Source organism: Kitasatospora sp. NPDC057936, from assembly GCF_042887525.1.
Lineage (GTDB): Bacteria > Actinomycetota > Actinomycetes > Streptomycetales > Streptomycetaceae > Kitasatospora.
On sequence record NZ_JBHVPD010000086.1, the window covers coordinates 29,638 to 46,630 of the forward strand.

The window sequence follows — 16,993 nt, forward strand, 5'->3', positions numbered from 1 at the left end:
CGCGGCCGGCCGTTCACTCGGCGGAGCGCTCGGTCGGGGACCCGGCGGGCCAGGGCAGGATGCCGGTGCGGGCGATCCGGCCGAGCCAGCGGGCGGAGGGCTTCGGGACGCGCAGGAAGGTGTGCGGGTCGACGGCGATCAGGCCGGACGTCGGCCGGCAGGAACCCCACTCGTAGCCGTCGAGGGCGCTCCCGTGCAGGTAGCCGCGGATGTCGAGGCCGTCGGAGAGGGCCAGGGCCAGGTCCTCCAGGGCTCGGCGGGTGTAGGTGATGCGGCGGCCGTCGTCGTTGGTGGCGATGCCGTTCCCGGTGACGATGATGGGCACGTCGCCGACCACGGACGCGGTGTGGCGCAGCGCCTCGCCGAGTGCGGCGGGGTCGTACTCCGAGCCCCCGAGGGTGACCTCGGCGCCTTCGGGCACGGGAAGCGGGCCCTGGCGGCCGATTCGAGTGCGGGTGCTGGCCTGCACGCCGATCCAGTCGTCGCCGCGGGCGGCCTCCAGGAAGACGTCCTCGCGGGCGTGGCGGTAGGCGGCCATGGCCTCCTCGGCACCGGGGACGGCCTGGCAGGCCCGGCTGGCGACGGACCACCCGGTGCGGACGGCGGGCGAGGCCTCCTTGACGGCGGCGGTCGCGGCCGCGTGGGCCCGGACAAGGACCTCGGTGAGCGCCGGATCGGCCAGTGCCGGCCCGGTCAGCGTCGGATCGGTCGGCGCCTGATCGGGGAGCGGCGGGCGGGGGGAGGGAACGGCGGCGGCGGTCGGAAGCGCGGCGACCAGGTTCGGTTCGCTCAGGGTGCAGACGTGCCGGACGTCGTCCCCGATGATCGGCGCGGTGGCCGCGGCGTACCGGGCGAAGCGGTCGACGGCGTCCGGGGCTCGCCAGCCGCCGCGGTCGGCGAACCAGCGCGGCAGGGTGAAGTGGTGCAGCGTGACCATGGGGCGCAGGCCGCGGTCGAGGGCTCCGTCGACGATGCGCCGGTAGTGGGCGACGGCCGCGCGGGAGATGTGGCCGGGGGCGGGTTCGATGCGCGCCCACTCGATGCCGAACCGGTAGTCGGTGAAGCCCAGTTCGGCGAGCAGGTCGAGGTCGGCGGGCCAGCGGTGGTAGCTGTCGGCGGCGTCGCCGCTGGGTTCGGGGACCGGGGCGGCATCGCCGTGTTCCAGGTGCCACCAGTCGCTGGCGGTGTTGCCGCCTTCGGTCGGGTGGGCCGAGGTGGAGGCGCCGAAGAGGAAGTCGGACGGGAGGGGCAGACCGGAGCCGCAGGCGAACATGGCGGGACGTCCTTCACGGGGGCAGGGGTCCGTCGGCCGGCGCGGCGGGCTGGAGTCGTACACGGTGCGTCGGCGGCGGCGGGGCGAGCGGGTGGGGGAGCCGCTGCGTCCCTGCCACGGTAAAACTAAAAACCTAGCGAGGCAATGTTTTCGATCGCTCGGCCGGGGAGCGCGCTCCGGGCCGTGTCACGGCCGGAGCGGGCTCGGGTGGATCTCCTCGCTCGGGTGGACCTCCTCAGAGCGAGCTCACGGACAGGCCGCGGGGCGCCGTGTTCAGGACCCCCAGCAGGCGGGTGACCTCCTCGGCCATCGCGGAGCGGCCGGCTCCGAGGTAGCGCCGGGTGTCGACCAGCCGCTCGTCGGCGGCGAGCACCTCGCGGACGGCGGTGGTGAACACCTGGTTGAGGTGGGTGGCGATATTGATCTTGGTCATGCCGTGCCGCACGGCGGTGGCGAGGTGGTCGTCGGCCACGCCGGAGGAACCGTGCAGGACCAGGGGGACGGGCACGGCCTCCCGGAGTGCGGAGATCAGTTCGAAGTCCAGCGCCGCGTCGCGGGTGAGCATGGCGTGCGAGGTGCCGACCGCGACGGCCAGGGCGTCCACACCGGTGGCGGTGACGAACGCGGCGGCCTCGGCGGGGTCGGTCCGCGCGCCGGGGGCGTGCACGCCGTCCTTGCCGCCGACCTCGCCGAGCTCCGCCTCGACCCAGACCCCCGCCGCGTGGCAGTGGGCGACCACCTCGGCGGTGGCCCGCACGTTGTCGGCGTAGTCCAGGACGGAGGCGTCGAACATGACCGAGGAGAAGCCCAACTCGACTGCCTCTCGCACGAGTTCGGCGGAGGTCGCGTGGTCGAGGTGGACCGCCGTCGGCACGGCGGCCGCCGCGGCGACGGCCAGGACGGCCCGGCCGACCGGGGCCAGGCCGCCGTGGTAGCGGACGGCGTTCTCGCTGATCTGCAGGACGACCGGCGACCCGGCGGCCTCGGCGCCGGCGACGATGGCCTGGGCGTGTTCGAGCTGGATGACGTTGAACGCCCCGACACCGCGACCGGTGCCGGCGGCGGTGACGATCTCTCCGGTACCCGTCAGTGGCATCGGGACTCTCCTTCGCGAGCGGTGGGTGCTTGAGCGGAATCTGGTTGAACGGCCTCTGGAGGAGCAGCAGTTGACGCTTCGGTGAGCGGCTCGGCGGTCACCTCCTGAAGTAGGCGGCGGTGGACCGCGGGGTCGAAGTCCCCGGCCAGCGGCGCGGCGACGGCGGCCGCGGACAGGGCCACCGCGCGGGTGAGCCGCAGCGGCCACGGCGTGTGCGAGACCAGCCCGAGCGCCAGCGCGGCCACGGCCGCGTCGCCCGCACCGGTGGGGTTGCCGGCGAGTGCGCGCGGCGGCCTGGCCCGCCAACTCCCTTGTGGGGTCACGGCGATCAGGCCGTCGGGACCGAGCGAGGCCACCACCGCCCGGGCACCGGCGGCCCGTAGCGCCGCGGCGCCGGCGCGCGGGTCGGCGGTGCCGCTGGCGGCCCGGAGTTCGGCGGCGTTCGGTTTGACGATCGCGGGTGCGGCCTCGACGCCGGCGTGCAGGGCGTCGCCGCTCGCGTCGAGGACGGCGGGCACGCCGTGGCCGTGGGCGAGGCGGATCAGCACGGCGTAGGCGTCGTCGGGCAGGCCGCCGGGGAGACTGCCGGAGAGGACGACCGCACGGGCGCGGGGGAGCAGGCGGTCGTACCGGCCGAGGAAGGCGCTCCACTCGGCGCCGGTGACCACCGGGCCCGGCTCCAGCAGGATGGTGGAGTCGCCGAGGTGGTCCTCGACGACCGCGACGGTGCGGCGGGTCTCGCCCGCGATCGGGACGAGTGCGTCGGTGAGCCCGGCCGCCGCGAGATCGGCGCGGACGGCGTCGCCGCTCGGCCCGCCGGCCAGGCCGGTGACGACCGTCTCGTGGCCGAGGGCGTGCAGGACGCGGGAGACGTTGACGCCCTTGCCGCCGGCGCGGGCGGCCGCCTCGCGGACCCGGTTGTCGGCCTGGGGCCGCAGCCGGTCGAGGCGGTAGGTGAGGTCGAGGGCGGTGTTGAGCGTGACGGTCAGGATCACCGGTCGGCCCTCCGGAGCGGGGCCGGCACCCGGACGCCCGGGAGGTCCCGGGCGAGCAGGGCGGCGCCCAGGCACCCGGCCTGGTGGCCGAGCCGCGCGGGGACGATCCGCGGCATGCCCTGGAAGGTCAGCCGGTCGGCGAGCGCGCTGCGCAGCGGGTCGAAGTACGAGGCCCCGGCCTGGGCCAGACCACCGCCGATGACGATCCGTTCGGGGTCGAGCAGGGTGACGGCGGCGGCGAGGCCGTCGGCGAGCGCCTCGACGGCGTCCTGCCAGATCCCGGCCGCGACGTCGTCACCGTCGGCGGCCCGTTGCTGGACCTCCTTGGCGCCGAGGCCGGTCTCCCCGGTGGCCCGGCCGTAGCGGCGGGCGATGGCGGCGGCCGAGGCGACGGTCTCCAGGCAGCCGCGGCCGCCGCAGGGACAGGGCTCCCCGTCGGGCCGCACGCGCAGGTGGCCGAGTTCGCCGGCGCCGCTGTGCCGGCCGGCCAGGGCCCGGCCGTCGAGCATGACGGCGGCGGCGACGCCGGTGCCGACCGGGACGAACAGGAAGGAGCGGCAGCCGCGGCCGGCGCCGAGCCTGGCCTCGGCGAGCCCGCCGGCGCGGACGTCGTGCCCGAAGGCCACCGGAAGGCCGAGTTCCTCCGTGAGCCAGCTCCGGACGGGGACGTGCTGCCAGCCGAGGTTGCCCGCGAACACCGCCGTGCCCGTCGTCTCGTCGACGATGCCCGGGACCGCGATGCCGACGGCGGACGGCGTGAACGTGCGGGCGAGGTCGGCGGCGAACCCGAGGACGGTGTCGACGACGGCGTCCGGGCCGCGTTCGGCGAGGGTGGGACGGCGTTCGGTGTGGACGAGGGTGCCGTCGTCGGCCATGGCGCCGGCCTTGATCTGGGTGCCGCCGACGTCGAGGGCGATGACCGTCATGCCGTGCCCTCCGGCCCGGAGGAACCCGGCCCGGCCGGGGCGGTCAGGACGACGGAGCGGGTGAGGTTGCGCGGCTGGTCGGGGTCGAGGCCGCGGCCGTGCGCCAGCTCGACGGCGAGGCGCTGGGCGCGGATCAGGTCGGCGAGCGGGTCGAGGTCGGAGACGGAGGCGAGCGCGCCGATGGCCCGCACCTCGTCGAGCAGTCCGGCCGGCGGCGGGCCGAAGAACCACACCACGCTGCCGGGTTCGGTGACGCTGACCGGGCCGTGCCGGTACTCCATCGCCGGGTAGGACTCCGTCCACGACCCGGAGGCCTCGCGCAGCTTGAGCGCCGCCTCGTTGGCCAGGCCGACCGTCCAGCCGGCGCCGAGGAAGGTGAACTGGCGCGCCGCCACGGCCCCTTGGGGCAGCGGGGTGAGGAGGGCGCGCTCGGCCTGCTCGGGCAGGTCGCTGGGGACGAGGCCGAGGTGGGCGCGCAGCAGGACGAGCGCCGTGGTGGCGAACCGGGTCTGCACGACCGACTTCTCGTCGGCGAAGCCCAGGTCGATCACGGTGCCGGCGGCCGCGCTGATCGCGGTCGCGGTGTCGCCGGTGATCGCGACCGTGGGCGTGCCGACGTCGGCGGCCTGCCGCAGGGCGGCGAGGACCTCGGTCGTGGTGCCGGAGCGGCTGATGGCGAGCACCCGGTCGTAGCGGCGGCCGGCCGGGAACTCGGAGGCGGCGAAGGCGTCGGTCTCGCCCTGACCGGCGGCTTCGCGCAGTGCGGCGTAGGCCTGCGCGATGTACAGCGAGGTGCCGCAGCCGAGGACGGCGACCCGTTCGCCGGGCTCGGGCAGCCCGCCGGGGGTGAGGTCCAGGGCGCGGCGCCAGGTGCTCGGCTGGCTGGCTATCTCGTCGGAGACGTGGGTCATGGAGGGCTCCTGCATAGGGGAAGAGGCGCGGCGGAGCGGCGACGCCTGCGCGGTGATGCTCTGAAGATAGTGAAAATGAGCAGAAGTGCGCAACAGTGCGCAGAACATTGCAGCAGAGGAAGTGGCCCGGGGCGGATGGATACGGGGGTGGACGGGTTGCCGATGTCGAGGCCGCGCCACCCGCCCCGGGCCGCTCAGCCCGACGTCAGGCGCCGGGCGGGGTGTCGAAGGGCGCGGCCCAGGTCTGGTTGGTCTGGATCGCGCCGGGTGCGGCGCCGCAGGTGTAGACGTCGACCGGGGTTCCCGCCGTGGTGGTGGTGCCGCGGTAGACGTCCAGGCACAGGTTCGTGCCGGCGAGCTTCAGGTTCCCGTCGCGGTCGTACGTCCAGCTCTGGTAGCCCGGGGCGGAGCCGCAGGGGGCGACGCCGACCCACTGGCCCTGCTGTCCGTTGACCACCCCGGCGCCGGTCGAACTCTGCGCGGTGAGGCACAGGTCGGCGCCGCCGCCCTGGAGCAGCCGGACGGAGCCGTCGGTGTCGCGCTGCCACTGCTGGTTGGACGTGCCGGAGCACGGGTACACGTCGACGGCGGTGTCGGCGGTCCGGGACTGGTAGTTGTCCAGGCAGAGCGAGGCCTTGCCCCAGCTGTCGCGGGAGGCGGTGATCTGGCCGCGCGGTGTGGCGCCGCTGCCGCTCGGCGGGGTGATCCTCAGCATGGCGCTGTCGTGCGGGGCCACGGTGAGGCCGACGGTGCCTGCCGACGTCGCGGTGGTGTGCGCCCACAGGTCCCGGACGGTGTAGCCGCCGGTGGCGTCGAAGCCGATCGCGTGCAGGTCGAGGGTGTAATTCGCGGCGGAAGCACCCTTGTTGAGCACCACTACGGCGCGGCTGCCGTCGGCGAGCGGCTTCACCACGACGTCGATGCCGCTGCTCGCGGCGGGGGTGCCGTCCGCGTTGGCAGCGCCGCCGACCACCCGCTGGCCGCCGGCGCCCAGCGGGTCCTGGTCGACGGCGATGACCTCGGAGTTGCCCAGGATGCCGACCGACGCGTTGAGGTGCGCCGCCTCCGCCGGGTGCGCGGAGATGTACGACGGGGAGAACTTGCGGGCGTCGGTGGAGATGACGAGCGGCGCGGCGAGCGCGGAGAACAGCGACATCTGGCTGCGCTCCTCGGCCGTGGTCATGCCGTTGTCGCCGATGAGCAGCATGTCGGCGTCGTTCCAGTCGCCGGGCCCCTGGTAGCGGCTGAGCTCCAGGGAGTTGTCGAAGCTCTGGTAGGCGCCGAAGTTGTACGAGGACTGCACGCCGAGCGGCTGGTTCCACGGGTCGGTGGCGCCGTTGTCGTAGTCGTTGAAGATGTCCGGGCCGACCCGCCAGAGCTGGCCGAGGCCGCGCACCCAGGTCATGGCGTCGGACTTGGTGGGTCCGTTGCCGTAGGCGGCGGGGGCCGAGATGTTGAACGTGACGTTCGGCGTGGGGGTGCCGGCGTTGTTGGCGGCGGTGACGGCGGTGGCGAGGTCGCCCGCCATGCGGCTGTCGAGCGTCCGCATCGGCTCCTGCTGCCCGCAGTTGTCGTACTTGAGCGTGTCGACTCCCCAGGAGACGAAGGAGCCGGCGTCGTTCTGCTCGTAGTGCTCGCTGCCGTTGGGCAGGTTGGGCGAGGTCGGTGCGACGGTCGAGCAGGTGTGGGTGCCGGAGGTCTCGTAGATGCCGAACCTGGCTCCCAGGCCGTGCAGGTAGTCGCCGTAGGCGGTCAGCTCGTCGTCGAAGCCGGGCTGCTGGGTGGTGTCGCGAACGTCCGTGCGCGAGCCCCAGTTGGCCGCGCCGTGCAGGTAGCCGGAGCCGTTGCGGTACATCCAGCAGTCGTCGACCGTGACGGTCTTGTACCCGGCGGCGATCAGGCCGGCGTCGGACAGGCCCTTGGCGTTGTCCTCCATGTACTGCTGGAAGGAGTAGCCGAGCCGCGGCGAGCCGTCGAGCGGCGCCTGGGGAGTGCAGGTGGCGCGGGCCCAGTTGTTGAAGCCCATCGGCGGGGTGGCGGCGATCGGTTCTTGCGGGGTGGCCGCGGCCGAGTAGTTGGCGACCGGGGCGGTCACGCCGTCGTCGGCGGCGGCCGGGGTCACGGTGAGGGCGGAGCCGGTGACGATCAGCGTCGTGCACAGCAGGACGGACGCGGCCCGGAGGGGGCGTCTGGTCATGGGGAATCCTTCCACGGCGGGTTGGAGTCGAATGAGCAGAGTTGCTCTAAATCCACGTCGAGTGGGCATCTTCGAGCGTGTGCGCGACAGCTTCGAGGCTGCGGTGCGCATGAGTCAAGGCATCGGCGCGGAGTCCTGTCGACCGAATCTTCCGGCAACACTTCGGTAACGCCGACTGGCCTGCGGGGGTGTCGGCGTTGCACACTCTCCTCGCGAGAATGTTCAAGCGTGCGCATATCTGCCTGCTTCGCTCATCAATGAGCATGGCGGCGCATGGCCGGCTCGCGACCCCCTCCTCCCCGCAAAGGCGGTCCCCCATGAACCCGCGCGTCCTCGTCCTCCCCGCCGTCTGTCTGGCCGCCGCGCTCACGCTGTCGGCCTGCGGCTCCGGCTCCGACGGCTCCGGGCCCTCGGCCGACGGCACCACGACGATCAAGTTCGTCGCGGCGGACTACGGCTCCAACGGACAGAACCCCGGCCAGGCCTACTGGCAGGGCGTGATCTCGGCCTTCGAGCAGCAGAACCCGAAGATCAAGGTCGACCTGCAGGTGATCAACTGGAACGACCTGGACGCCCAGGTCAAGACGATGGTGCAGAACGGCAACCAGCCGGACCTCCTGCAGACCGGCGGCTACGCGGACTTCGCCAAGGACGGCCTGCTCTACCCGGCCCAGGAGGTGCTCTCCGGGAACACCGCGATCGACTTCGTCCCCGCGATGGCCCGGGCGGGCGAGCAGGACGGCACCCAGTACGGCATCCCGTTCGTCGCCAGTACCCGGCTGTTCCTGGTCAACAACGCCCTCTTCCGCAAGGCCGGCCTCGACCCGGCCAAGCCCCCGAGGACGTGGGCGGACGTCACCGCCGCCGCCACCGCGCTCAAGAAGGCGGGAGTCGAGATCCCGCTGGGCGTGCCCCTCGGCAAGGAGGAGGCGCAGGGCGAGTCGTTCATCTGGATGCTGGAGAACCACGGCGGCTACCAAGGGCAGGACGGGCACTACGCCATCGACTCGCCCGCCAACCTCGACACCTTCGCGCAGCTGAAGTCCTGGGTCGACGCGGGCCTGACCGAGCAGAGCCCGGCGGCCGTCAACCGCACCGACCTCACCAAGGACTTCGCCTCCGGCAAGGTCGGCATGCTCAACGGCTTCCCGGGGCAGCTCGCGGACCTGAAGGGCATGGACGTCGGCTGGACGGCGATGCCGAGCAAGGACGGCGCCACCAAGGCCACCCTCGGCGTCGGCGACTGGATGATGGCCTTCAAGAAGCGCGGCCACAAGGACCAGGTCAAGGCGTTCCTCGACTTCGCCTACGGCAAGGACAACGTGGTGAAGTTCGCCAAGGAGTACAACCTGCTGCCGGTCACCCAATCCGCGTCGGCGGCCCTGCAGGGCGACCCGGACGAGAAGGACCTGCTGCCGTTCCTGCAGGCCCTGCCCACCGCGAGCTTCTACCCGCTGAGCGACCCGACCTGGCCCGCGGTCTCCTCCCAGGTCAAGACCCAGATCGGCACCGCCGTCAGTGACCCGAAGAAGACGCTCGGCGCGTTGCAGCAGGCCGCCCAGCAGGCCGGCCAGTGAGCCGGTCAGTGAGCCGTCGGCCGAGCCACAGACAGGAATCCCCCGTGTCCCGCCCCGCCACCACCGCCGTCCCGGCGGGCCGCACGGCCCGCCGGGCCCACCGGCCCCTGCGCCTCCTGGACCGCCTCGGTCCACTGCCGTGGATCGCGCCCGCCGTCCTGCTGATCCTCGCCGTGGTCGTCTGGCCGGTGGTGGAGATGGTCCGCACCTCGCTGCGGCGCATCGACACCACCGGCACCGACCACGGCGCGGCCGGCCTGGTCAAGTACCGCAAGCTGTTCGCCGACCCGCGCCTGCCCGAGGTCCTCGGCTGGACGGTGCTGTGGACGGTCGCCGTCGTCGGCCTGACCATGCTGCTCTCGCTCGCCCTCGCCCAGCTGTTCAACCAGGAATTCCCCGGCCGACGGATCACCCGCTGGGCCCTCATCGCCCCCTGGGCCGCCTCCGTCCTCATGACCGCGATCGGCTTCCGCTGGATGCTCGACCAGGTCGCCGGCGTCCTCAACCGCCTCCTGCTCGACCTTGGCCTCATCGACCGCCCCCAAGCCTGGCTCGGCGACGCCACCCACGCCAAACCCTGGCTCATCGCCGTCGCGGTCTTCGTCTCCCTCCCCTTCACCACCTACACCCTCCTCGCCGGTCTCCAGACCATCCCCACCGAGGTCTACGAAGCCGCCCGCGTCGACGGCGCCACCCGCCGCCAGACCTACCGGCTCGTCACCCTGCCCCTGCTGCGCCCCGCCTTCCTCGTCGCCCTCGTCGTCAACCTCATCAACGTCTTCAACTCCTTCCCCGTCATCTGGGGCATGACCCAGGGCGGACCCAACGCCGACACCGCCACCACCACCGTGTTCATGTACATGCTGCGCGGCTACGACGTCGCCGAATCCGCCGCCATGTCCGTCGTCAACTTCGCCGCCGTCATCGTCATGGTGCTGCTCTTCCTCAAGGTCAGCCGCTGGAACGAGCAGGAGAACCGATGAACCGCCCGCCCCGGTCGCCCGCCCGCCGCCCGACCGCCCGGACCGCCCTCTACGCCGCCACCGCCTGGGCACTCGCGGCCCTCTTCCTCCTGCCCTACCTGGAGATGCTCGTCACGGCCACCCGGCCCGCGGGCCAACTGCGCGACAACGCCTACCTGCCGACCAGCTTCGACCTCTCCTCCTTCACGAGGGTCTGGACCGACACCACCCTCGGCGGCAACCTCCGCACCACCCTCCTCGTCGCCGGTGGCTCCACCCTGCTCGTGCTGCTGGTCGCCCTGCCCGCCGCGCACCACACCGCCCGGGTCCGCTTCCGCGGCCGCAAGGCGTTCCTGCTCCTCGTCCTGATCACCCAGATGTTCCAGCCCACCGCGCTCCAGGTCGGCCTCTACCGGGAGTTCCACACCCTCGGCCTCCTCGACAGCGTGGGGGTGCTGGTGCTCGCCAACGCCGCCTTCAACCTGGCGTTCGCGATCTGGATCCTCAGCGCGTACATCGCCTCCATCCCGGTGGAACTGGAGGAGGCCGCCCAGATCGACGGCAGCAGCCGGATCGGCGCGTTCTTCCGGGTCACCCTGCCGCTGGCCCTGCCCGGCGTCGTCACCGCCGTGATCTTCACGTTCATCTCGGCCTGGAACGAGTTCGTCATGGGGCTCACCCTCACCACCACGCCCGAGCGCCAGCCCCTCACCGTCGGGATCGACAACATGATCGGCGCCTACAGCGTGCAGTGGAACCAGGTGTTCGCCGCGTCACTCGTCGCGATCGTTCCCGTCGTCATCCTCTTCGCCTTCATCGAACGCCACGTCGTCGCGGGCCTCACCGCCGGCTCGGTCAAGTAGCGAAACGGACGGGGAGACCTCCTCGGCCGGTCCCGCATGATCCACGCGCGATATACGCTTGGTGACGGCGCAGACAGTGGAAAGTGGAGTGGGCATGCACGACCGGTGGACGCGACTGCTCGAAATCCTGGGCGACAAGGGCCGGATCGACGTCGTCGAGGCCGCCGAGCTCCTGGGGGTCTCCACGGCCACGGTCCGCCGTGACATGGAGGAGCTGGCCCGGCAGCAGCTGCTGACCCGCACGCGCGGCGGCGCGGTCCTGGGCGGGGTCGCCTACGACCTGCCGCTGCGCTACAAGACCGCGCGGCAGGCCGACGAGAAGCACCGCATCGCGCGGGCGGCCGCCGGGCTCGTGCCGCCCGGCGCGGTCGTCGGCCTCAACGGCGGGACGACGACCTCGGAGGTCGCCCGCGAGCTGGCCGTCCGGGCGGACCTCGCCGAGCACACCGAGGGGCCGGCGCTGACCGTCGTCACGAACGCCATCAACATCGCCAACGAGCTGGCGGTGCGCCCGTACGTGAAGACGGTCATCACCGGGGGCGTCATCCGGTCCAACTCCTACGAGGCGACCGGCCCCTTGGCCACCCTCGTGCTCCAGGGCCTCTCGATGGACTGCATGATCCTCGGCGTGGACGCGATCGACCCCGCCTTCGGCGCGGCCACCCACGACGAGGGGGAGGCCAGTACGAACCGCGCCATGACGGAGCGGGCCGCCAAGGTGATCGTCGTCGCCGACTCCACCAAGCTCGGCCGGCGCGCCTTCGCCAAGGTCTGCGCGATCGGCGACATCGCGGTACTGGTCACCGACGGCGACGCACCCGACGAGGTGGTCGAGCAGATCGCCGCCCAGGGCGTCGAGGTGCTCTGCGTCTGACGACCGCCGCGGGCGGCCGGGCTGCCCGTGCAGTCCGGATCCGTGCTGCACCTGGCGGTCACAGCGTGTCGGCTAGCCGAACGTGAACCAGTTGACGTTGACGAAGTCGGCGCCCTGGCCGCTGGCGAAGGTGAGGTAGACGGTGTGCGTGCCGGTGGTCCGGGTGATGTCGGCGGGCACCGTCCGCCAGGCCTGCCAGCCGCCGGTGTCGGCGATTGCGAAGCTGCCGACCGGTGCGGCGGTCGGGCTGTCCAGCCGGACCTGGACCAGCCCGCTGATGCCGGGGGCGGCGCCGGAGGCGACCCGGGCGAGGAAGCGGGTCGTGCCGGAGCCGCCGAAGTCGACGCCCGCGTAGGCGAGCCAGTCGCCGTTCGCGATCCAGCCGACGTCATGGCCGCCGCCGGTGTCGGCACAGGGCTCCAGCGCGGTGCCGGACTGCGCGCTGTAGGACTCGGCCCGGATGGTGCCGAACGCGCTGGTCCCGCCGCCGGGTTGGGGCGACGGCGACGGCGACGGCGACGGCCCTGGGCCGGGCGGGGTCCGGGTGCCGCCGACGGTGACGGACAGCAGGGTCGGGTTCGCCGACTGCACCTTGCCCTCGAAGTCCACGCCGCCCGGGTGGACGTCGTCGTAGGGGAACGCGTAGCCGAGGTGGTCCGGGTTGGTCGCGTGGAGGATACGGGCGTAGTGGTTGGTGCGCGCGGCGGAGTAGAAGGCGGCCGGGTTCTCGCCGTCGGGCTGATGCGGATCGTCCAGCAGGGTAGTGCGGTTGAGCGCGGCGGCGAGCCGTGCGCTCAGGTTGCCCATGAGGTCGTTGCCGGTGGTGAACGGCGCCGAGCTGCAGTTGAAGACGGCGGCGGTGGAGGGCCTGGTGAAGCCGCCGGCACCGGGGAAGGTGAGGACGCCGTCGCGGACCCGGCCGGTGACGGTGCCCCAGCCGGACTGGGTGTCGACCACGAGGTCGGTGCTCTGGTACTTCTGCCACACGGCGGAGAGGTAGTCGTCCAGGTAGCCGTTGAACAGTGACGGGTCGCTGCTGATCGCGGTGTTGGGGCTGAGGATGCGCAGGGTCCGGCCGGCGGGGTCCGGGACGATCAGCCGGGACCAGTCGCCGCCGTCGGCGGTGGCCTGCGTGCGCAGCGCGGCCGCGGCGGACTCCAGGCCGCCGACGGGCAGGCCGCTGACGCTCTGCCGTCCGTCGCCGGCGGTCAGGTCGAAGGCGATCGGGACGGCGGCGAAGTCGACGTAGCTGATGTTGGCGTACAACTGGTCGGGCCCGTAGGTGAATTCGGAGAAGCCGTAGGCGGTGGCGATGTTGGGATCGGTGGGGTTGCTCACCGAGGGCAGCGCGATGCCCGGGCCCGGGTTGATCAGGAAGGTGAGCTCGCGGCCGATGGAGAAGTAGATCCGCCCGCTGGAGAGGTACGGCAGGCTGATCCGCCGCGGAGTGCCACCGGATGCGCCCAGCGCGATGGCGCAGTCGGCCCCGAGCGGCGCGCCCGGGGCGGTGGGGGAGGGCGGGTGGTAGAGCGTGCTGCCGTCGGAGCGCAGGAAGGCCCAGCTGTTGCCCTGGGCGGGGTCGAGACCGAGGACGTAGGCGTAAACCGGCTGGGACGGCACGGTGTTGACCAGATCGACGTCGAGCCGCTGCGGGGTGGTGGTGCCGTCGGCGCGCTGCGACAGGGCGAACAGCGCGGGCGTGGCCAGGGCCGCGACGGAGGCGCCGAGCATGGTCCGACGAGTGATCACGGGGACTCCGGGGGGTGGGGGACGGGCGGCGACCCGGACGGCGCCGCCTGCCCGCCACCCTCCCGCCGGGGCGCGAACACGTCAATATCTGTCACCGTAAGCGGCTCTTAAGCCTGCTTCGGTTGATTTCCCGAAGGCAGCCGTCGGCAGCTCGGGTTCTCATGCCGCCTTCCCGTGACATGTGTGCGTGTCGCCATCCGATCGCGCCCATGCGGCAGGACGGGTCTTCCTGGGTGCGCCACTCCCAGGAAGGGTCGGCGTACGATCCCTGGCATGAGCCGCTCTGACCTGGGGGATTTCCTGCTGGCGCGCCGTTCGAGGGTCGGCCCGGCCGACGTGGGGCTGCCGAGTTCCGCGGGCCGTCGGGTGAGCGGGCTGCGGCGCGAGGAGGTCGCCGTCCTGGCGGGAGTCAGCGCCGACTACTACACGCGGCTGGAGCAGGGACGCGAGCGGCATCCCTCGGGGCAGGTCGTCGACGCCCTCGCGCGGGCCCTCAAGCTCGATGCCGATGCCTGGTGGCACGCCTACCGCCTGGCCGGGCTCGTGCCGGGCACCCAGGCCCACGCCCCGGACGAGGAGCTGGTCGCACCGGAGCTGCTGCGCCTGATGGACGCGTTCCCGTCGGCCGTGGCCTACGTGGTCGACCGCCGGCTGGACGTCCTCGCCGCGAACCCCCTCGCGGACGCGTTGCTCTCCCCGCTCGCGGACCGGCGCGGCATGGTCCGTTCCCTGTTCCGCGATCCGGCGGCCCGGGAGCTGTTCGTCGACTGGCCCACCGTGGCCCGCGACACCGTCGCCGCGCTGCGGCTGGCCTACGGGCACGACCGGCACGACCCGCGCACGGTCGCCCTGGTCGACGAACTCCGTGCGGAGAGCGAGGAGTTCGCGGCCCTGTGGAGCCGGCAGGACGTCGGCCGACTCGGGAGCAGGAGCAAGACCTTCCAGCATCCGCGCGTGGGACGGCTCACCCTCGCCTACCAGACGTTCGACGTGCAGGACGCGTCCGGACAGTACTTGCTGGTCGGCACCGCGGAGCCCGGCAGCCGTGACGCCGAGCGCCTGGCGCTGCTCGCCGCCACCGTCGACCGGGGGTAGCGGACGGCAGTACGGCTCAGCTCTGGACCGGTCTGGACTGGAATCGCCGCGAGCGCCGTGATGCCGCGCGGACGGCGGGATCCGGACATCGTCCCGGTCGTGGCAACCGGGTGGGACACCGGTCACGTCTTCGGTCGGACGGGGCGGACCGGGAGCCGGGAGGGGACGATGGGGCAGCGCGAGTTGGAGCCGGAGCTGGCCGCGCACGTGCGGGCGGCGTTCGCGGAGTTCGGGAACGAGGTCACCCTGCACGGGGAGGTGGCCCGGGACCTTCACGGGCGCGACTACGGGCTCGGCGGGCTGCTGGAGCTGGTGGAACGGCGGCCGGACGTTCCGCTGGCGGAACTGGTCCGGGCCCACGTCCTCGAACTTGTCGTCGCCGTCCAGGGGCCGATGGCGGGCGACGCGGGCTCCCCGGAGGAGACGGCCGCCCGGCTCTACCCGGTGCTCCTGGACGCCACCACGCTGGTCGATCCCGCGCGGCTCCCGCACGCGCTCGAAATCGCGCCCGGGGTACTGGAGTTACTCGCGCTGGAGTCGCCCGTCGGCTGGCAGGTGCTGACGTCGGAGGCCGTCGCCGAACTCGGGGACGCGTCGCGGTTGCGCGTGGACGCACGGGCGCGGCTCGCCCGGCTGCCCGTCGAGCGGCACGAGGTCCGGCCGACCGGGCAGGGCGGCAGCCTTCACGTCGTCACCGGGGGCTCGGCGCTGACGGGGAGCCGGGTGCTCGTCCTGGACGCGCTCTACCGTGCGGTCACCGGGCGGGACCTGCCGCCGGACGGCGCGGTGGTGGCGTTCCCGACGCCGTTCCGGTTGCTGTTCGCGCCGTTCGACGTCGAAGTACCGGATGTGCTGCAGGTCCTGATCGAGACGGCCGCCCGGGAGTGCGACGCGTCCGCCGCGCCGCTGTCCCGGCACACCTACTGGTGGCGCGGCGGAGAGCTGACGCCGCTCACCGAGGTGGGCGAGGGCGGTCTGCTGGACCTCGTGCACGTGGACGAGGTGATCGCCGCGGTCACCCGGCTGGCCGGCGGGGGAGGGGACCTGCCCGCGCCGCGTCCGCACCACTACCGCTTCGCGCACCGCCTGCTGCCCTCGCTCCCGGAGCTGGGCTCGGTACCGGGGGAGCGGCTCGACACCGAGCTGCGACGGCTCTGGGAGGAGTACGGCGCGAGCCTGCCCGTCGAGCACCGGCTGGAGCCCGACGGCCTCCGGGGCGGTTTCGTCCGGGGCGGGCGGCACCGCATGCTCCTCGTCGCCCTGCCGGTGCCGCGGGCGGCGACGGAAGCCTTCGCGGTGGTGCTGGCCTGGCCGAGCGACGGGTCCGCGTTGCGGACCTTCACCCTGGAGTACGCGGTCGACCCGATCACGGGCGAGCGCGGGGCGGTGCTGGGCGAGTGGGAGGGGGAAGGACGCCACCGTCTGCACCGGACCGGCATGACCGCCGAGGCCCGCCCCTTCCTCCACGCGGTCGAGGCCCTCCTCGACCCGCCACCGCCACCCCCGGCAAAGCGGCGCGGCCTGTTCCGCCGCTGACGGGTGATCTCCGCCGGAGTCGTCCACCCGCGGCTGGCACGGGCCCGGTGTCATCAACGCACACCGGGCCCGTGACCTGCAACTTCACGATGCACACCGCCCACTGGTGCCTGGGGTGGGCGATGCTTTCAGCAGCCGCTCGTGGTTCCGGGGCCGGCGGGCAGGGCGAGGGTGCAGGAGTTGGTTCCACCGTCGAGGTTGATGGAGCCGGTGTTGGCGTCGGAGCGCACCGGCAGGCCGAGGGCGAGGCGGGAGCCGCCGGTGGCGGTGAGGGTGTCGTTGCCGCTGCCGCCGGTGATGGTGCCGGAATTGCCGATGCCGCCGGTGGCGGTGAGCAGGCTTCCCGGGATGCTGATGGCGCCCGCGTCGCCGCCCTGAACGCTGAAGGTGGTGGCGTTGGCGGTACTGCCGGTGATGGTGCCGGCGTTGCCGGCCCCGCCGGTGCCCGAGGCCGCGCCCAGCAGGGTCAGGCAGGCGCCGCCGTTGCCGCCGTTTACCGTGATCGTGACTCCGGCCGGGGCCTGGCCGGCGGCGATGGTGCCCTTGCCGGTGCTGCCGGCTCCGCCGTCGCCGCCCTTGCCCAGGGTGATCAGGCTGCTGCAGCTCGCGCCGACCGCGCCGGTGGCGGTGATGGAGGTGGTGGCGGGGCCGCCGGTCACCCTCCCGGTGCCGCCCGTGGCGGCACCGCCGTCACCGATGCCTCCGACGCCGTTGCCCCCGTCACCGCTGACGGTGGTAGGGCCGGCGCCGGCGCCGGAGCCGGAACCGACACCGGCGCCGCCGGTGGTGGTGATGGAGGTGGTGGCGGCCCCGCCGGTCAGCGTGCCGCTGCCGCCGGTGGCGGATCCGGAGGTCCCCACGCCGGGGCCGCCGGTGCCGGTACAGCCGACGCCGCCGAGGCCGTGGCTCCCGACGGGGCTGCCTGCGCGGCCGCCGCGG

At 73.2% G+C, this 16,993-nt stretch carries 13 protein-coding genes and 1 pseudogene; 6 read left to right on the forward strand and 8 right to left on the reverse strand.

Annotated features, from left to right (window positions below; genetic code table 11):
• Positions 1-13 precede the first annotated feature (13 nt).
• The 6 genes from ACFVU9_RS34155 to ACFVU9_RS34180 form a co-directional block, all read right to left on the reverse strand.
• The gene (locus tag ACFVU9_RS34155; protein WP_387600133.1) at positions 14-1,273 is read right to left on the reverse strand and encodes a family 1 glycosylhydrolase; all 1,260 of its coding nucleotides are present in this window, start codon (positions 1,271-1,273) and stop codon (positions 14-16) included.
• 235 nt (positions 1,274-1,508) lie between these two features.
• On the reverse strand, positions 1,509-2,369 hold the full coding sequence (locus ACFVU9_RS34160) for a ketose-bisphosphate aldolase (RefSeq protein ID WP_387600136.1): 861 nt from the start codon (positions 2,367-2,369) through the stop codon (positions 1,509-1,511).
• Entirely contained in the window at positions 2,360-3,364 is a 1,005-nt protein-coding gene (locus ACFVU9_RS34165; protein ID WP_387600139.1) for a 1-phosphofructokinase family hexose kinase, read from the reverse strand. Before ACFVU9_RS34165 ends, ACFVU9_RS34160 begins: the two co-directional genes overlap by 10 nt.
• Positions 3,361-4,290, reverse strand: a complete 930-nt coding sequence (locus tag ACFVU9_RS34170) for an ROK family protein (protein ID WP_380448837.1) — start codon at positions 4,288-4,290, stop codon at positions 3,361-3,363. The genes ACFVU9_RS34165 and ACFVU9_RS34170 overlap by 4 nt, the downstream gene beginning before the upstream one ends.
• Positions 4,287-5,201, reverse strand: a complete 915-nt coding sequence (locus tag ACFVU9_RS34175) for an SIS domain-containing protein (RefSeq protein WP_387600142.1) — start codon at positions 5,199-5,201, stop codon at positions 4,287-4,289. Before ACFVU9_RS34175 ends, ACFVU9_RS34170 begins: the two co-directional genes overlap by 4 nt.
• Positions 5,202-5,406: 205 nt before the next feature.
• Positions 5,407-7,398 carry a ricin-type beta-trefoil lectin domain protein gene (locus ACFVU9_RS34180; protein ID WP_387600145.1) on the reverse strand — a complete coding sequence of 664 codons (1,992 nt, stop codon included), beginning with the start codon at positions 7,396-7,398 and terminating at the stop codon, positions 5,407-5,409.
• A gap of 317 nt (positions 7,399-7,715) precedes the next feature.
• On the opposite strand from ACFVU9_RS34180, the gene ACFVU9_RS34185 reads away from it, so the two are divergent.
• From ACFVU9_RS34185 to ACFVU9_RS34200, 4 genes are all read left to right on the forward strand, one after another.
• Entirely contained in the window at positions 7,716-8,975 is a 1,260-nt protein-coding gene (locus ACFVU9_RS34185) for an extracellular solute-binding protein (protein WP_387600148.1), read from the forward strand.
• Positions 8,976-9,019: 44 nt separating this feature from the next.
• Complete coding sequence (locus ACFVU9_RS34190; protein ID WP_387600151.1) at positions 9,020-9,958, forward strand: carbohydrate ABC transporter permease; 939 nt, start codon at positions 9,020-9,022, stop codon at positions 9,956-9,958.
• Positions 9,955-10,800: a carbohydrate ABC transporter permease gene (locus tag ACFVU9_RS34195; RefSeq protein WP_380448867.1), complete on the forward strand. Its 846-nt coding sequence runs from the start codon at positions 9,955-9,957 to the stop codon at positions 10,798-10,800. Before ACFVU9_RS34190 ends, ACFVU9_RS34195 begins: the two co-directional genes overlap by 4 nt.
• Positions 10,801-10,894: 94 nt before the next feature.
• The gene (locus ACFVU9_RS34200) at positions 10,895-11,674 is read left to right on the forward strand and encodes a DeoR/GlpR family DNA-binding transcription regulator (protein WP_380448870.1); all 780 of its coding nucleotides are present in this window, start codon (positions 10,895-10,897) and stop codon (positions 11,672-11,674) included.
• Positions 11,675-11,746: 72 nt separating this feature from the next.
• Here ACFVU9_RS34200 and ACFVU9_RS34205 read toward each other — a convergent pair whose 3' ends face one another.
• Complete coding sequence (locus ACFVU9_RS34205) at positions 11,747-13,423, reverse strand: beta-1,3-glucanase family protein (RefSeq protein ID WP_387600155.1); 1,677 nt, start codon at positions 13,421-13,423, stop codon at positions 11,747-11,749.
• Between the two features lie 273 nt (positions 13,424-13,696).
• Between ACFVU9_RS34205 and ACFVU9_RS34210 the strand changes: the two genes are divergently transcribed.
• Together ACFVU9_RS34210 and ACFVU9_RS34215 are read left to right on the forward strand one after the other, a co-directional pair.
• On the forward strand, positions 13,697-14,518 hold the full coding sequence (locus tag ACFVU9_RS34210; RefSeq protein ID WP_387600158.1) for a helix-turn-helix domain-containing protein: 822 nt from the start codon (positions 13,697-13,699) through the stop codon (positions 14,516-14,518).
• A 168-nt stretch (positions 14,519-14,686) separates the two neighbouring features.
• Positions 14,687-16,054 (forward strand): hypothetical protein, encoded by a 1,368-nt coding sequence (locus tag ACFVU9_RS34215; protein WP_387600161.1) that lies wholly within the window; start codon positions 14,687-14,689, stop codon positions 16,052-16,054.
• A gap of 128 nt (positions 16,055-16,182) precedes the next feature.
• Here ACFVU9_RS34215 and ACFVU9_RS34220 read toward each other — a convergent pair.
• Positions 16,183-16,993, reverse strand: a pseudogene (locus ACFVU9_RS34220) (hypothetical protein); the annotation flags it as partial.

What these genes read in the sequence shown, in the direction of transcription:
- ACFVU9_RS34155 (WP_387600133.1), bottom strand. Translation starts at nt 1,273, where the DNA reads ATGTTCGCCTGCGGCTCCGGTCTGCCCCTCCCGTCCGACTTCCTCTTC.
- ACFVU9_RS34160 (WP_387600136.1), bottom strand. Translation starts at nt 2,369, where the DNA reads ATGCCACTGACGGGTACCGGAGAGATCGTCACCGCCGCCGGCACCGGT.
- ACFVU9_RS34170 (WP_380448837.1), bottom strand. Translation starts at nt 4,290, where the DNA reads ATGACGGTCATCGCCCTCGACGTCGGCGGCACCCAGATCAAGGCCGGC.
- ACFVU9_RS34175 (WP_387600142.1), bottom strand. Translation starts at nt 5,201, where the DNA reads ATGACCCACGTCTCCGACGAGATAGCCAGCCAGCCGAGCACCTGGCGC.
- ACFVU9_RS34180 (WP_387600145.1), bottom strand. Translation starts at nt 7,398, where the DNA reads ATGACCAGACGCCCCCTCCGGGCCGCGTCCGTCCTGCTGTGCACGACG.
- ACFVU9_RS34185 (WP_387600148.1), top strand. Translation starts at nt 7,716, where the DNA reads ATGAACCCGCGCGTCCTCGTCCTCCCCGCCGTCTGTCTGGCCGCCGCG.
- ACFVU9_RS34195 (WP_380448867.1), top strand. Translation starts at nt 9,955, where the DNA reads ATGAACCGCCCGCCCCGGTCGCCCGCCCGCCGCCCGACCGCCCGGACC.
- ACFVU9_RS34200 (WP_380448870.1), top strand. Translation starts at nt 10,895, where the DNA reads ATGCACGACCGGTGGACGCGACTGCTCGAAATCCTGGGCGACAAGGGC.
- ACFVU9_RS34210 (WP_387600158.1), top strand. Translation starts at nt 13,697, where the DNA reads ATGAGCCGCTCTGACCTGGGGGATTTCCTGCTGGCGCGCCGTTCGAGG.
- ACFVU9_RS34215 (WP_387600161.1), top strand. Translation starts at nt 14,687, where the DNA reads ATGGGGCAGCGCGAGTTGGAGCCGGAGCTGGCCGCGCACGTGCGGGCG.